The sequence below is a fragment of the Clostridium septicum genome, assembly GCF_003606265.1.
GTDB classification, from domain to species: Bacteria; Bacillota; Clostridia; order Clostridiales; family Clostridiaceae; genus Clostridium; species Clostridium septicum.
In genome coordinates, this window is record NZ_CP023671.1 from 3,299,831 (window position 1) to 3,315,647 (window position 15,817).

23 protein-coding genes are annotated in these 15,817 nt (G+C 27.7%); 22 read left to right on the forward strand and 1 reads right to left on the reverse strand.

All coding sequences use genetic code 11. The features are described from left to right. The first annotated feature begins 69 nt into the window (after positions 1–69). The 5 genes from CP523_RS15260 (at position 70) to CP523_RS15270 (ending at position 2,952) form a co-directional block, all read left to right on the forward strand. Entirely contained in the window at positions 70–309 is a 240-nt protein-coding gene (locus CP523_RS15260) for a hypothetical protein (protein WP_120141008.1), read from the forward strand. A gap of 162 nt (positions 310–471) precedes the next feature. Beyond that, positions 472–627 carry a hypothetical protein gene (locus tag CP523_RS16115; RefSeq protein ID WP_162926010.1) on the forward strand — a complete coding sequence of 52 codons (156 nt, stop codon included), beginning with the start codon at positions 472–474 and terminating at the stop codon, positions 625–627. Continuing rightward, a complete protein-coding gene (locus CP523_RS16120) occupies positions 600–767 on the forward strand; it encodes a hypothetical protein (RefSeq protein ID WP_162926011.1) in 168 nt (55 codons plus the stop codon). The genes CP523_RS16115 and CP523_RS16120 overlap by 28 nt, the downstream gene beginning before the upstream one ends. Before the next feature lie 243 nt (positions 768–1,010). Then, on the forward strand, positions 1,011–1,814 hold the full coding sequence (locus CP523_RS15265) for a rolling circle replication-associated protein (RefSeq protein WP_066678560.1): 804 nt from the start codon (positions 1,011–1,013) through the stop codon (positions 1,812–1,814). Beyond that, complete coding sequence (locus CP523_RS15270) at positions 1,807–2,952, forward strand: DUF3102 domain-containing protein (protein WP_227909514.1); 1,146 nt, start codon at positions 1,807–1,809, stop codon at positions 2,950–2,952. Before CP523_RS15265 ends, CP523_RS15270 begins: the two co-directional genes overlap by 8 nt. A gap of 24 nt (positions 2,953–2,976) precedes the next feature. On the opposite strand, the gene CP523_RS15275 is transcribed toward CP523_RS15270, so the two are convergent. Continuing rightward, positions 2,977–3,291 (reverse strand): hypothetical protein, encoded by a 315-nt coding sequence (locus tag CP523_RS15275; RefSeq protein ID WP_066678559.1) that lies wholly within the window; start codon positions 3,289–3,291, stop codon positions 2,977–2,979. 258 nt (positions 3,292–3,549) lie between these two features. Between CP523_RS15275 and CP523_RS16125 the strand changes: the two genes are divergently transcribed. From CP523_RS16125 to CP523_RS15355, 17 genes are all read left to right on the forward strand, one after another. After that, positions 3,550–3,717 carry a hypothetical protein gene (locus CP523_RS16125; protein WP_162926012.1) on the forward strand — a complete coding sequence of 56 codons (168 nt, stop codon included), beginning with the start codon at positions 3,550–3,552 and terminating at the stop codon, positions 3,715–3,717. 21 nt (positions 3,718–3,738) lie between these two features. After that, on the forward strand, positions 3,739–3,972 hold the full coding sequence (locus CP523_RS15280; protein ID WP_066678558.1) for a hypothetical protein: 234 nt from the start codon (positions 3,739–3,741) through the stop codon (positions 3,970–3,972). 4 nt (positions 3,973–3,976) lie between these two features. Continuing rightward, the gene (locus tag CP523_RS15285) at positions 3,977–4,570 is read left to right on the forward strand and encodes an HNH endonuclease signature motif containing protein (RefSeq protein WP_066678556.1); all 594 of its coding nucleotides are present in this window, start codon (positions 3,977–3,979) and stop codon (positions 4,568–4,570) included. 51 nt (positions 4,571–4,621) lie between these two features. Then, the gene (locus CP523_RS15290; protein WP_066678555.1) at positions 4,622–4,855 is read left to right on the forward strand and encodes a DUF370 domain-containing protein; all 234 of its coding nucleotides are present in this window, start codon (positions 4,622–4,624) and stop codon (positions 4,853–4,855) included. Between the two features lie 250 nt (positions 4,856–5,105). Then, the gene (locus CP523_RS15295) at positions 5,106–5,462 is read left to right on the forward strand and encodes a DNA-binding response regulator (protein WP_227909513.1); all 357 of its coding nucleotides are present in this window, start codon (positions 5,106–5,108) and stop codon (positions 5,460–5,462) included. A gap of 128 nt (positions 5,463–5,590) precedes the next feature. Beyond that, positions 5,591–6,235 (forward strand): tyrosine-type recombinase/integrase, encoded by a 645-nt coding sequence (locus CP523_RS15300; protein ID WP_120141009.1) that lies wholly within the window; start codon positions 5,591–5,593, stop codon positions 6,233–6,235. Between the two features lie 478 nt (positions 6,236–6,713). Beyond that, complete coding sequence (locus CP523_RS15305) at positions 6,714–7,328, forward strand: recombinase family protein (protein ID WP_120141010.1); 615 nt, start codon at positions 6,714–6,716, stop codon at positions 7,326–7,328. 30 nt (positions 7,329–7,358) lie between these two features. Further along, positions 7,359–8,081, forward strand: a complete 723-nt coding sequence (gene terS, locus CP523_RS15310) for a phage terminase small subunit (protein WP_120141011.1) — start codon at positions 7,359–7,361, stop codon at positions 8,079–8,081. Continuing rightward, a complete protein-coding gene (locus CP523_RS15315; RefSeq protein WP_120141012.1) occupies positions 8,074–9,357 on the forward strand; it encodes a PBSX family phage terminase large subunit in 1,284 nt (427 codons plus the stop codon). The genes terS and CP523_RS15315 overlap by 8 nt, the downstream gene beginning before the upstream one ends. A 161-nt stretch (positions 9,358–9,518) precedes the next feature. Further along, positions 9,519–10,910 carry a phage portal protein gene (locus tag CP523_RS15320; RefSeq protein ID WP_120141013.1) on the forward strand — a complete coding sequence of 464 codons (1,392 nt, stop codon included), beginning with the start codon at positions 9,519–9,521 and terminating at the stop codon, positions 10,908–10,910. Beyond that, entirely contained in the window at positions 10,900–12,624 is a 1,725-nt protein-coding gene (locus CP523_RS15325) for a minor capsid protein (protein WP_120141014.1), read from the forward strand. Before CP523_RS15320 ends, CP523_RS15325 begins: the two co-directional genes overlap by 11 nt. A gap of 5 nt (positions 12,625–12,629) precedes the next feature. Next, positions 12,630–12,977 carry a hypothetical protein gene (locus CP523_RS15330; RefSeq protein WP_066678534.1) on the forward strand — a complete coding sequence of 116 codons (348 nt, stop codon included), beginning with the start codon at positions 12,630–12,632 and terminating at the stop codon, positions 12,975–12,977. A 245-nt stretch (positions 12,978–13,222) separates the two neighbouring features. Further along, the gene (locus CP523_RS15335; RefSeq protein ID WP_120141015.1) at positions 13,223–13,486 is read left to right on the forward strand and encodes a DUF6275 family protein; all 264 of its coding nucleotides are present in this window, start codon (positions 13,223–13,225) and stop codon (positions 13,484–13,486) included. A 108-nt stretch (positions 13,487–13,594) separates the two neighbouring features. Further along, a complete protein-coding gene (locus tag CP523_RS15340) occupies positions 13,595–14,242 on the forward strand; it encodes a DUF4355 domain-containing protein (protein ID WP_066678789.1) in 648 nt (215 codons plus the stop codon). Between the two features lie 24 nt (positions 14,243–14,266). Further along, complete coding sequence (locus CP523_RS15345) at positions 14,267–15,172, forward strand: capsid protein (protein ID WP_227909512.1); 906 nt, start codon at positions 14,267–14,269, stop codon at positions 15,170–15,172. An 11-nt stretch (positions 15,173–15,183) separates the two neighbouring features. Beyond that, positions 15,184–15,519, forward strand: a complete 336-nt coding sequence (locus CP523_RS15350) for a phage head-tail connector protein (protein ID WP_083089631.1) — start codon at positions 15,184–15,186, stop codon at positions 15,517–15,519. Then, positions 15,503–15,817, forward strand: coding sequence for a hypothetical protein (locus CP523_RS15355; protein ID WP_066678785.1), 315 nt, complete (start codon positions 15,503–15,505; stop codon positions 15,815–15,817). Before CP523_RS15350 ends, CP523_RS15355 begins: the two co-directional genes overlap by 17 nt.

Below are 15,817 nucleotides of genomic sequence, written 5' to 3' on the forward strand. Positions count from 1 at the left end.
TCAACAAAATTTTACCATATTTTTCTGAGGGGAACAATAAATAAGGAAAGAGAGATGGGAGGAAAAGCAATGAAAAGAGAGGAAGCAATAATAAAATTAAAGGATCTATTATATAACTTTAAAGAGTTTACAAGTATAGAAACAATGGAAGAAGATGTACAAGCATTAGAATATGCAATTAAAGAATTAGAAAGAACTGTTCAAGAGCAGTATGTAACTTTGAAAATTGATTCTACAGAGATTGCTAGAGTTGTTATTGATGAAATAAACAGGCAACAAAAGCGATCTCATAGGATATTAATTGTTTAACCAATTATGATATTTTTCAAGAAGCCTCATAGTAAGAGAAAAGTTAAACGAATGGTTATATTCAATAACATTTAAATTAATTGTATGTATAGAAGACTGTAGGTGCAATAAGTGTTAAGTATCATGAGAAAAATTTAAAAGATAAGAAAAGGAGAATTTCAAATGAGTAAAACTCAAAAGATGTTAGATGAAGCTACAATCCTTTATGAATTAGGTGACATAGTTACAATAATGTTAAGTCGAAAAAGGGATAAGGAAATTGAAATAGAGCAAAGAAGAAGGTATGACAAATGGAAAGAAAAGAATTCTTTGAAATAGTAGAAAAAGCTATGCAGTTAATAGAAAAAGAAAATTTAAATTGGATTGATGCAATAGAGAAGGCGAAAGGCACATCTATAGATTTAGACAGTGGAGAAATTTACACTGTAGATACTGGTGAGATAGTAGGAGATTTATGACTATATATTTAGATAAAAGAAAAACACATTACTAGTGCTATGGAAAGCAAGTAATGTGTTAATCTTTTGAAGTTAATCAAATAATACTTTAAATAAAGTATAAACAAAAAAATTAGGTATATCAAGTACCCTATTATTTTTTTACTTTTTTTAGGTACCGAAAGGGCTTTAGGGTGCTTGTAATAGGTATTAAAATTACAACCATTATATATTAATAATAAAAATATGGAGGGAATATAGGATATGTTTTATAGACAGAAAGTATATAAGCTTATAAAAAAGATGAATGTAAAAACAAAAGAATCACAAGAAGTATTAGACATAAGCATGTTCCCAATTACCATGTTTGAAAAGAAGAAAAGTAGAAAGAGAAAGAAGAGAGAATCAAGAGTAGTTCAGAAAAATTTAAATGATAAGAATGCAAAAAAATACTTTTATAGAAAAGTTCAATGTAATTTTGATACTAGTGATTACATTTGGTGTATTTCTTATGATAAAAAGCCTAAGAATGATGAAGAGGCGAATAGAGATTTTGAAAATTTAATTAGAAGAATTAATAACTATAGAAAAAAGAAGGGGTTAGAAAGAACAAGATATATGGCAGTTAAAGAGGGTGGAGAAGGAACAAAGAAAAGAATTCATTATCACATAATTATAGATGGAGATATAGACAGAAATACCTTAGAGAGCTTTTGGAAGAAAGGATATTCTAATACAAGAACTCTTCGAGCTAGAGAAGATGGATTTAAGGATTTAACACAATATATGACTAAAGAGGGTAATTCAAAGAAACGTTGGAAATGTTCTAGGGGTAACTTAGTAGAACCACAAGCAATGATAAATGATAACAGATTTAGTAGAAAGAAAATGAGAGAAATGCTAACACAACATCCTAGTAGAGAAGAAATAGAAGCATTATATCCAGGATATACTCTTACAGATTATTCAATAAAATACAATGAAGAAAATGGAGGAGTGTATATGAATATACTCATGAGAAGAACTGTAAAAAATTATTTAGATAAAAGGAGGAAAAGAAGTGATTGAAAAAGCTATTAAAAAAATAAATGAAGAAATGGACAATAATAGTGATCCTTTAGTAAAGCTAATAGGAAATCATTTATTAAAGCAAATAGATATAAATAAAGTGGCTGTAGAAAAAATATTAAAAGAAAAAGAATGTATTAAAAATTTTACAAAATATGTTGAAAGTAATTATAAAGATATAGGTATCCAGGACTATATAGAATTAGCAACAGATTATTTTGGAATAGATGCAGTACAAGAAAATGTAATAAATATTAGTTCTAATGGTGAATTAAGTGTAAAAAGAACACCAGGACTTATAGCTGCAGAAATAAATGATATAAAGTTTAAAACAAAGAAGATGGTTTTATACAACAGTATAGAAATAGGTAGAAAGTTAGTTGAAGCTAAAGAACTTCTACCACATGGGGAATGGGGTAATTGGTTAGAAAAAGAAGTTGAATACTCAAAAAGTACAGCTAATAATCTAATGAAAATATTCAAGGAATATGGAGCAGAGCAAACAACTTTACTAGGAGATAATACGAAAATCCAAGCGTTTGGAAGTTTGAGTTATAGTCAAGCAGTATTGTTATTGGGAATACCTCTAGAGAGAAGAGAAGATTTTATAAAAGATAACAATGTAGAGAATTTATCTACTAGAGAACTTGAGAAAATCATTAGAGAATTAAAGCAAGAAAAGGAAGAGATTATTAAAGAAAAAAAGAGGGCCTTAGAAAAAGTTAATGATTTAGAAGAAACAAATAAAGCTTTTGAAGTTGCATTTAATTCAGGAGCAGAAGAGAGAAATAGACTAGAAACTAAAATAGAAAAGTTAGAGGAAGAGATAAATCAACTTGTTAATAAGCAAATAGATGCAACTGCCGGTAGTACAGATAGCAAATTACAAGAAGAGGTATATAGATTAAAAAAAGAAAAAGAAGAGAAGGAGGTTCAATTACAAAATCTACAAAATGAATTATATACAGGGAATTTAAATTTGAAGATTTATTTTGATCAAGCAGAAAGTATATTTAAAACTTTATTAAAAGAACTAGAAAAAGTGCATGTTAGTAAAGATGAGTTTGAAAGGTATAGTAGCCTTATGGAAAGTTATGGAGAATCTATATTAAATAAACTTGAAAATAATTATGTATAAGAAAAGATACTAAAATAGTATCTTTTAAGATATAAATATTTCACCATTACCAACAATTATAATTTTATAATCTGGCAATAATTCAATTAAGTTATACTTTTCAGAATTAGGAGTAAGCTTAATTGATTGAAGTAAGAGTAGATCATTATTAAAGACTTGAATTATAACAGAGTTTTCTGAAGAAGAATTTTGAACAGTATATTTATTTGATATAGGAGGATTAAAATCAGATATTGTATAAATTCCTTCCTTAAATAAATTGCTAGCATATACAGTTTTAAAAGAACAACTTGATGATAGAAAGAAAATAGTTATTATAGTGAAAATAAATTTTTTCATTAGTACAACCTCCTTTTAGGATTATTTTGTGTAATAAATAATTTTATATACATAAAAAAATTAATATAAATAAAAATCATATTCAAATATTTTACAAATGAAAAATGATAGTAGTAGTAAGTTAAAAAATTGTTGAGGAGATATCAAAATGAAAAGATATAGGAAAACTATTAAAACCTTTATGTATAGCAATAATAGATAAGGAAATAGGATACAGACGAGAAGAGATTATTAAACAATGTTTAGGGGGAAGAATGTATGACAAGGATATTTAAAAAAGGACAAGTAATAAGAACAAAAAGAAACAGTAAAGTATACGAAGGAGAGATTACAGAAATTGATGTAAGAAGGTCAATGCTAAGAGTAATAGTAAACAAATATTTGACATTAATTTTAAAAATGAATGAGGTTGAAATAATTAAGTAATTATTAAAGTGGAGGATAAAAATGAAAAATAAATTAATAGATTTAAATGATCATTTATTTGAACAGTTAGAAAGGTTGAATGATGAAGAGCTAAAAGGGGAAAAGCTTCAGGAGGAATTAAGAAGAGCCAAGGCTATTGTAAATGTTGCTTCACAAATTATATCAAATGCAAATGTAGTATTAAAAGCTCAACAATTTATAGCTGATATAGATGGAAGAAGTAAAGTAAGTGTACCCAAAATGTTGGGTGAATAGCAAAATGGAAGTAAGTAAATCGAAAATTCATAGATGGAGTGAAGAAGAAAAGAAGTACTTAGCAGAAATAACACCAGGAAAACATTATTCAGAAATACTAGAGCTAATGAATAAAAAATTTAAAAATACATTTACAATATCACAAATTAAAGGAGCTATAGGAAGATATAAATTAAATACTGGATTTACAGGTAAATTTGAAAAGGGTAATATACCTAAGAATAAAGGTACAAAGGGATTAACAGGAGCAAATAAGACATCATTTAAAAAAGGAAATAGACCAGTAAATTATAGGGCAATAGGAAGTGAAAGGATTAATGTTGATGGTTATTTAGAAGTTAAAGTAGCAGATCCAAACAAATGGAGGTTAAAGCATAGAGTTATTTGGGAACAATATAATGGAAAGATCCCTAAGGGTTACAATGTTTTATTTGGAGATAGTAACAAGTTAAATTTAGACATTAACAATTTAATATTAGTATCTAAAAAGCAGCTTTTGGTTATGAATAAAAATAAACTTATTCAAGATAATTTTTACTTAACTAAAACAGGATCTATAATAGCGAAGTTAATCATTATGGTAGGCGAGAAGAAATGATACTAAAAAATATTGCATAGAATATATAATAGATATTAAGGAGTAGTGAATATGAATAAATTAATTAATGTTGGATATGAAAATACTGTGAATATGGAAAAAGTAATAAGCATAACTAATGCAAAAAGTTCACCAACAAGGAGAATGATTCAGAGAGCTAAAGAAAAAGATTTATTAGTAGATGCAACAGAAGGAAAAAAAACTGTTACCGCTATAGTTATGGAAAGTGGACATGTTATATTATCAGCAGTAAGAATAGAAACCTTAAAAAAGAGAATAGGTTAAAAAATTATACATAAATATATAAAACAATACTGTAAATTACAAAATATCAACCTAAATTTATCTAAATTAACATAGTTTCGGATTATTTTAGGATGATATTTTTTTTTATTTATATTAATATATATGTATAGTAAATAAGTAATAAAACCAGACAATATTATAAATTACCTATAAAATTTTAAATAGTAATAAGGAATGTCCACTCTGATGGTTAGGGTGAACTATATACATTTTTAAGGAGGGATATACTTTGTATAAAAATTTAGCTAAAGAAATGTATCTAGAGGGATTCAATTCAAGTGAAATAAGCAGACTACTAAATAACAAGGGGATAAAGGTTACTAAAGCCGCAATACAAAAGTATATTCAGAGAAACTTAAAAAATTTAAAATACATCCATGAAAGAAAAGTAATAGAAAGACGAGAAATTATTAAGGCTACAAATTATGAAGCTAAAAGGCATATGACAGATAAAGCTTTTATAATGAAGAATAGATCTATTTATAAAACAAAAGCAAATGGAGATATAGTTCTTAATAAAACTATTGCACCAGCAGTGACATGGGATACACCTAGAAGGTTATCAAATGAAAATAAAATAAGCTAAAACTAAAATTAATATATATACCCTTGGATTAGGATTACAAAAAACATCTAACGAATTAAGTGCTATTGGTTCGTTAGATGTTTTTATATTATTTAAGAAAGGAGTGCAGATGCTTAAGCATTAAAATAATGAGTAAAAGAAATTGGGAAAAAGGAACAGCTCAACCTATTCCAAATAGTAAATATACAAGATTTAAAGAAACATTACGAGAACATAGCGAAGTTAATTCAGAAAGAAACATAATGCTATTTATATTAGCTAGAGCAACTGGCTATAGAATGCAGGATCTTGTTTGCTTAACTATAAAAGATATTAAACTAGCATTAAAAGCAGGTGAATTTAATATCCAGGAACAAAAGCAATATAAACAATGGGTTAGTAATTTAAAAAACTATCCTAATAGAAAGAAGCCTGAAAAGAGAAAAGCGGAAATAGGGCCTAAACTTGAAAGATATTTAATGAATTATGTTAAGAACAAGAAAGATTCAGATTTCGCTTTTGAATCTAAAAAAGGTAATAGAAATGAATTTATAACTCAAAAATCTTATTCATTAATACTTAGTGAAGTAGGAAAGAAGATAGGATTGAAAAATATAAGTGGACATAGTCCAAGAAAGACATATGCAACTAAGATATATGAAGAGAGCAATTTTAATGTGGAAAAAGTAAGAGTGGCATTAGGTCATAAGAGTATAGAAGAAACTAAAAGATATTTAGGATTAAAAGAAGCTATGAAATCAGATGCAGCAAGAATAGCTGATGAAGGAATTTAAGGAATAAGTAAAAAATAAAATGGTTCTTATTTAGTAGCAATATGAAAAATTACTACTAATATATATACTAAAAAAAGTATATAAGTAATCCTCCCCTATATTACCTATTTCCTAATAAAAGGGAAAACCCTCGGAAGCCTTGATAATAGAGGGTTTAAGATATGTTAAAAATTTTTATACAAATTCAATTTTAAAATTTTTATATAAAATCTAATTTATTCAACTTAAATAATTCTACAAACCCTTATAACGTAGGATGTAAAGCCGATAATTTTATATATATTTTTATATAAAAATAAAAAATGTATTTTTATAGTGTTTATTTTAGGTATACCCTATAGTGCACATTGAATAAATAGAGAAAATAGAAGAAAACTATATTAAATCTAATAAAAATTAGCTATAAAAGTGTTCAGTAAATTTTACATACCCAAAATGAACATATATAATATATTTATAATATATTAGAGGTGATAATATGATTTTTGGTTATGTAAGAGTTAGTAGTAAAGAACAGAATGAGAATAGACAAGTTAAAGCCTTAAAAGATTTTTGTAATGAGTTAAAGTATGAAAATATTTATATAGATAAAGAAAGTGGAAAAGATTTTAATAGAGAGAAATATCAGGAATTAAAAAAGATATTAAGAAAAGGTGATACATTAATAGTAAAGGAGCTAGATAGGTTTGGAAGAAATAAAGAGGATGTTAAAAATGAATTAGATTATTATAAAGAAAAAAAGATAAGAGTTAAGATATTAAATATTCCAACTACATTAATGGATTTTCCAGAAGGTAGCGAATGGGTATTTGAGATGATAAATAATATATTGATTGAAGTATTAGGAGCTATAGCTGAAGAAGAAAGAAATAAAATAAGAAGTAGGCAAAGAGAAGGAATAGAAATTGCAAAAAAAGAAGGAAAATATAAGGGAAGGCCTAAATCAGAGTTACCCCAAGGATTCGAAAAGTTATATAGACAATGGAAAGATAATAATATTACAGCAATACAATTTACTAAGCTTTTAGGATTGAAAAGTAGAACAACATTATATAAATATATAAAAAGATATGAAGAGATTAAGGATGTTTAAAATACATCCTTATTTTTATTGGAGGAAGTAATGGGAAAATCACGAAGTCCGAATAGAGATAAGGCATTTAAAATATATAGAGATAGCGATGGAACAATATTAATAAAAGATATAGCAACTACTTTAAATGAAAAAGTGAGCAATATTTATGCATGGAAGAGAAATGATAATTGGGATAAAAAATTAAAAAGAGGAGCTCCTAAAGGAAATAAAAATGCAATTGGAAATAAAGGGGGAGCACCAAAAGGAAATTTGAATGCTTTAAAGCATGGTGAATATTGTGATAGTTCTAAGTTCTTAGATAAAGGTTTCTTACAAAAGTATATACCAGCAGCAACTAAAAATATTATTAAAGGTGCAGTTGATGAAAATATAAGTGCTGTAGATATATTATGGTGCAACATAATGTTTCTTTATGCATCTATAGTTAGAGCACAAAAGATAATGTATGTTAAGAATCATGATGATTTAACTAAAGAACTTAAAAAACAAAGTTGGGGGAAAACGGGTTTAGAGGAGTATGAATTACAATTTGCTTGGGATAAGCAAGAGAGATTTATCAAAGCACAAGCTTCAGCTATGAATACTCTAAATAAAATGATAAATGATTATGAAGTGTTAATTCATAAGAATTGGGATTTAGCGACAGAGGAACAAAAGACTCGTATAGAAGTGTTAAAAAATAAGATATCTCAAAATGATTATAATTCAACTACAGAAGGTATTCAGGTAGTAGATGATATAGATGATTAAAGTAAAGCTAAAATCAATAATAGCAGCAAGCTTTTATGAAGCTCATAAAGATATAAAAAGAGGATTTCATACCCACTACTGGTTTAAAGGAGGTAGAGGTAGTACGAAATCTTCTTTTATTTCTATTGAAATAGTTTTAGGAATTATGAAAGATGCACAAGAAGGAATTATGTCTAATGCTTTAATACTAAGAAGAGTTAAGGATACTTTATCAGAATCTGTAAGAGATCAGATTAAATGGGCAATAGATACTTTAGGAGTAAGTGATTATTGGCACGTTCCAGAAGCTAAATTAACAATAACATATAAGCCCACAGGACAAGTAATAAGGTTTAAAGGAGCTGATAATCCTAAGAAAGTAAAATCTACTAAAGTACCAAAAGGATATATAAAGTATTTATGGTATGAGGAAGTAGATGAATTTGAAAATAAATCTAAGATAGATACTATTAATCAATCTATTCTAAGAGGTGGCCCTAAGTTTTTTGTGTTCTATTCTTTTAATCCACCTGAAAGTCAAAGAAATTGGTGTAATCAAGAAGTAATTGAAACCAGGGAGGATAAATATATCCACCATAGTGATTATAGGACAGTACCTAAAGAATGGTTAGGAGAACAGTTTATTATAGAAGCAGCACATATGAAGAAGGTCAATCCTACTAAATATGAGCATGATTATTTAGGAGCAGTAACTGGAACAGGCGGAGAAGTGTTTAGAAACCTAACTATTAGAGAAATAACAGATGAAGAAATTAAGATATTTGATAGATTAAAGAATGGCTTAGATTTTGGTTATGCAGCAGATCCATTAGCTTATTTATTAATGCATTATGATAAGACTAGAAAGAGATTGTATATATTTGGTGAAGTATATAAGGTTCAACTAAGTAATAGCAAAGCAGTAGAAGAAATAAATAAGCTTAATAAGTTAAACAAGAGAGTTATAGCAGATAGTGCAGAGCCTAGAACCATAAATGAATTTAAGAAATTAGGATTAAATATTATAGGAGCAAAGAAAGGACCAGATTCAGTTGAACATGGTCTTAAATTTTTGTCTGAAGAAATAGAAGAAATAATAATAGATCCAGTAAGATGTCCTAATGCTAAAAGAGAATTCATGGAATATGAAATTGAGAAGGATAAGAATGGCAATCTTAAAGGGGAATATCCAGATAAGAATAACCATACTATTGATGCAGCTAGATATGGAATGGAAAGTGAAATTAATTCTAGAAAGGTTAGAGTTAAGAGTAAATCTAAATTAGGATTAAGATAATTTCGCTAAATCAAGTTTTGGCGAAATATTTCAAAGTGGCTTATTTACTAGAGATTATAATCAGAAAAATAGAAAACTTAGTTTAATATAAGTAAACATTAATATTTATTTTTAATATTTCGTTATAGCTAAAGCGAAATAACAGAAGATGGAGTGATGAAATGACAATATATAAAGATAGGGAACTAGTAAATGAAGATGGAACTATACCAGAAAAATTACTTATAAAGTGTTTGGAAGAGCATAATCTACAGAAGATTAGATATTTAGAATTATTAGATTATTATGAAGGAAAACATAAAATACTTAATAGAGTAATGTCTAACGAAGATTTACCCAATAATAAGTTAGTTTGTAATCATGCATCTTATATAACAGATATGGCAGTTGGATATGTATTTGGAGTACCGATATCATATTCTGGTGAAGGTAATGGAGATGAATTATTAAATCAAATATTTACTGAAATAGATGAAGATAGCCATAATAATGAATTAGCTTTAGATATAAGTATATTAGGTATAGGTAATGAACTTATATATATGAATGATGAAGATATACCAGGTATAGAATTAGCGGTATTAAGCCCTTTAAATACTTTTGTTGTATTTGATACTACAGTAAAGCATAAGCCTATATTTGCCGTTAACTATACAGAAAAGCAAGATATAGAGGGTACAGTAAAAGGCCTTGATGTAAATGTATATACAAAATATAAACTATACAGATATTTTACAGCAAATACAAGTTTCAATGGTCTTAATCTTATTGATGAGAATGAACATTATTTTGATGATATTCCAATAATAGAATACAAGAATAATAAGACATCAACAGGAGATTTTGAAACAGTATTGACTCTTATAGATGCTTATAACACACTACAAAGTGATAGAATTAACGATAAGGCACAGTTGGCAGATGCATTACTTGCAGTTATAGGAGCGAGTTTAGGAGATGATGAAACTGAACAAACAAATACAGCTAAATTAATAAAAGAAATGAAGATACTTGAATTAGATGAAGGCGGAGATGCTAAATATCTTACTAAACAATTAAATGAAACTGAGGTAGAAGTACTTAAGAAATCTATCAAAGATGATATACATGAATTCAGTAAAGTTCCTTGCTTAACTGATGAAAACTTTGTAGGTAATTCTAGTGGGGTAGCTATGAAATATAAGCTTTTAGGATTTGAGCAATTAGCTAAAACAAAAGAAAGATACTTTAAGAAGGGTTTAAGACAAAGGATAAAGCTTATAGCCAATTTAGAAGGTACAAGAGCCAAAATTATAGATAGTAATAAAATAGATATTGTTATGAAGAGAAGCCTTCCAGTAGATGATGAACTAAAGGTAAGAATACTTCAAGAAACAGAAGGCTCATTAAGCTGGGAAACTAGAATAAAGGAATATAATCCAGAAATTGATACAGAGGAAGAGAAGAAAAGACTTTATGAAGAAAATCAAAAGAAAATAGAACAGCAACAAAAAGCTTTTGGATCTTATGACATCAAATCTACTGAAAAAGATGGTGAGGTAGATGAAGAGTAGAATCAATGCTTATTGGGAAAGAAGAGCTAACGCAAGAATGGAAAACTACCATAAGGGTAGTGATGAAACTATATACAAAATTAATAAAGCTTATGATAAAGCTATAAAAGATATTAATGAGGATATTAATAAGATATTCTATAAGTATCAATTAAATAGCAATTTAAACACAACAGAAGCAAGAGAGCTATTAAACTCTAAGATATCTAATAAAGAGTTAGATAGCATTAGAGCAAGATTATATAATATACAAGATGAAGAATTAAAACAGTATATGATGGCTCAGTTAAATGCAAATGCATATAAAGCTAGAATAACAAGGTTAGAAGCATTAAAAGAAAGCATATATATAAATACTAAGATAGCTGCAGATGTTGAAATTAAACAAAGTACTAAATTATATACAGATAACATAAACAAAGCCTATTATACTAATCTATTTGATATACAAAAAGGATTAGGAATAGGCTTTAATGTTGCAAAAATGCCATTAGAAACAATACAAGAGATACTTAAGAATAACTGGAGTGGGAAGCACTATAGTAAGCGTATATGGAATAATACAGATGTATTAGCAGAGAAATTAGAAGAAGTTATTACAGCTGGGCTCATGAGTGGAAAAAGCTCAAGAAGAATGGCTTTAGAATTACAGGACCTAACGGATTATGGTAAGTTTTCATGTGAAAGAATAATAAGGACAGAAACAACATATGTGACTAATATGGCGGATATAGAAAGCTATAAAGAGTGTGGTATAGAAAAATTAATATTTTTAGCTACATTAGACTTAAGAACATCTAAAAGATGTAGAGAAATGGATGGGAAAATAATTGATGTAGATAAAGCTATACCTGGTGAAAACATTCCACCATTACATCCTCATTGTAGGAGTACAACACGAGCTTACTTTGAAAATATGAAAAGACTGCAAAGAAGGGCCAGGGATCCTGAAACAGGTAAGAATTATATAGTACCCGAGGATATGAATTATAATGAATGGTATGATAAATTTGTAATTGATAAGTACGGTAAAGATAAAGCTGAAGTGTTTGAGAAGATGATAAAAAATAAGACTTCAGATAAAAAGCAATATGAGGAATATAAAATAGTATTAAAGGATATGATACCTAAATCATTTGATAAATTTAGAGGTTTAAAGTATACTGATGTTAATAAATATCAACAGATAGAAGATAATTTTAAAGCAGTTAATTTATATAAAATTGATTTTGGTTATGTATCACCACAGAAAATACTTGAATTAGATAGACAGGCTTTTGCAGAAAAAAGAAATAATCAAATTAGTAAATATAAGAAACAAGGGAATTTTGCAGTATTAGAGTATAATAGAAAAACTAGGTTTGCTTCAAGTAAAATTGCATCAGAAGAAGATAGTCATTTTATTAAATATAAAGGTGAAAAAGAAAAATTAGTTTTACTTAAAGAGCATAGAGAATTTGTAACTAAAGAAATAGGGGAAATTGTTGATGGCAAAATAAATGAAATACCAAGATATTATGATACCGAAGCTAAATTCTTTGAATTTTTAAATGATAAAATTAAAGATGAAGATATAAAAGAAATATTTATGTTATCTGAAAAAGCTATGTGTGAGAGTTGTAAGGACGTTGCAAAACAATTTATTAGAAAATATCACAATATAAAAGTAAATGTTATATCGGGAAAAAGCTTTGATGGTTGGAAAGGTAGGTAATATAAGTGGAATTAGAATATTTAGAAGAGATAAAAGACGATTTTATTAATACTTATGATGTTCATTTAAAAGATTCTGGTTTAAATCCATTGGTGAATTGGTTTATTCATGAAAATGATTTATATATGACTGATGAATATCCAGTAGAAAATGCATGTCACTATTTAGCAATTGGAGCATATTTAATATATAAAAACAAAATAGAAGAGTTAAATAATAAAATATTAGAGAAAATAAAAGAATCTTACAATTTAATCAATAGTGGAATATATGATGAAAATTTTACTGAAGAGGATAAAGTTTATATTAAGCAAGATATAAAGAAAATTGAAGAGAGTAAGTTATTTAAATAAAACTCTTATTTTCTAAAGGGAAATTAAAAAATATTAGAGATATTTCGCTTTTAAAATAGCGAAATTATAGTTTTTAATATAAAAGTTTAGTTTAAATAAACAAAATTTATAAAAATGAATGTCTATAAATAGCATAAAATCGTGATAAAAAAATAGTACGTGAAATTGTTATTTAGCGAAATTATTAAAGAACTTACAGTAAGTAGGTTCTTTTTATTATACCTAAAAGTAAGGAGGAAAGTTAAATGAATGAAAAAGAATTTTTAGAATGGTGTAAACAGGAAGTATGTAACTATACTAATAAGCATTTGGATAAAACTGATAAGAAGGAAATTACAACAGATGATGTATTTATGGTGTGGAGCTGTAAAACTCTTCAAAACAATAAAGCTTTAATAAGTACTACTTTATTTGATGGAATGTATTACGAGTGTACTTACAATGGGGACAAGAAAGAAATGTATGTAGATGCTTATAAAAAGTGGGAAAACTACAAAGTTGAAAAATAATTAAGTCTTAGGAAACTAAGGCTTTTTATTATGCCCTAAGTAAGGCTCTAAACTGCTTAAATAATATTTGAATCTAATGGGCATTGAACATTAGGGGCAGGAGGAAAAATGAAAAGAAAATTAATAATGAATCTACAGTTATTTGGTTTAGGTAGAATATCTAGACCTTTTTTAAATGCAGATGCTGGAGATGGGAACGGAAGTGCTGGAACTGGGACTGATAATAGTAATGGTGAAGGTGCTGGAGAACAGGGAGAGTCAAAGACCTTTGATGATGTTCTAAAAGATAAGAGTTATCAGAGTGAATTTGATAAGAGAGTTGCTAAAGCTCTTGAAACAGCAAAGAGTAAATGGGAAACAGAGAAAGCTACTGAATTAGAAAATGCAAAAACAGAAGCTGAAAAACTAGCAAAGATGAATGCTGAACAAAAGGCAAAGTATGCAGAAGAAAAAAGACTAGCAGAACTTGAAAAGAGAGAAAAAGATATAACTACTAGAGAATTAAAGGCACAGGCTTATGAAACTCTAGCAGAAAAGAATTTACCTAAGGAACTTATAGGAACTCTTAATTTTTCAGATGCAGAGCAATGCAATAAAAGTATTGAAGCAGTAGAAAAAGCTTTCCAATCTGCAGTAGAGAAAGCTGTAAATGATAAGTTAAGAGGTGGTAATACACCTAAAGGAGGACAAGGAAACAATAATCAAACAACATTTGGATTTAACTTTACAGGAGTAAGATCAAGAGAAACAAAATAATTAAAGAAAGAAGGTATTTAAATTATGGCAGTAAATTATGCTCAGCAATATTCAAAGGAATTAGCAAATGCGTATCCTTATGTACTTTATTCAGGAAGATTATGGAGTACAGAAAATGATAAAAAATATAAGGTTGTAGATGCAAAAACTATAAAAATACCAAAGTTATCTACTACAGGTAGAGTAAATGGTGATAGAAGTAAGATAGGAGATTTTTCTCAAAATTTCTCTAATGATTGGGAAACTAAAGAGCTTAAGAATCATAGAATATGGCAAACTTTAGTTCATCCACAAGATGTAAATCAAACTAATCAAGTTGCATCTATAACTAATATTACACAAACAATGAATGAAACTCAGAAGTTTCCAGAATTAGATGCAATGATGTTTTCAACTTTATATAAGTTAAAAAATGAAAAGAAGGCTATAGTACAAGAAAAAACTGATTTAGATTCTAAATCAGCATTAGTAAAATTTGATGCAATGATGGATGAAATGGATGAGGGATTAGTGCCAGCAACAGGAAGAGTACTTTATGTTGATACATTTACTAAAACTCTATTAGATAATGCAGTAGCAATAGTTAGAACTAATGGAGATAAGACATTAACAAGAACCGTATCAAGACTTGATGAAGTTGATATTGTTGGTGTTCCTACAGCTTTAATGAAAACAGCATATACATTTAATGATGGTAAGACTGGTGGTCAAGAATCAGGGGGAATAACAGCAAAGGGTGAGGCTAAAAATATGGCTATGATATTAGTTCATCCAAGTGCAATATTACCAATAGTTAGTTATTCATTTGCACAATTACAATCACCTAGTGCATTATCTCAAGGTAAGTATGTTTATTTTGAAGAAAGTTTTGAAGATGTATTTATCTTAGAAGAAAGAGCTGCAGCAATACAAATTTGTATTAAGAAGTAGAGAGCTTTAATATGAGTATGACACAGTTAGAGAAAATAAAATTAAGACTTGAAATAGATAAGGAAGATAAATCTAAAGATGATTTAATTAATATAGTACTAGAAGATGCCAAATGTGAAATATTAGATTATTGCAATAGAAATGTCATTCTAGCTAAGATGGAAGCCTTACAAAGAGAATTAGCTATATTATATTACAATCGTATAGGAAGTGAAGGAGAAAGCTCTAGAAATGAGGGAGGAATATCTGTAAATTATATTATAGATATTCCTGAATCAATAAAGAATAGATTGAATGCTTTTAGAAAGTTAAAGGCGGTAGGAATAGCAAATGAAAATAAAGAATAAAAAAACTTATTATCTTAGAAAGAAAACTATTATTGAAGATAATGAAGGTGGTAAGTATCCAGGATATTCAGAGTCTATAGAGATACAGTCTAACATAGGTCCTGCATCTGGAAAATTACAAGCTGAAATTTATGGAGAGAGGTTAAATTATATACTTAATATGTTATATGATGGACCAAAAACTATAAATGAAGGTGATGGAATTTGTGTTTATGTTTCAAAAGATAGTGATCCAGATTATAAGGTTATTAGTATAAAGAGATATAGTCATCTATTTATTGAATTGGAGAAGATATAA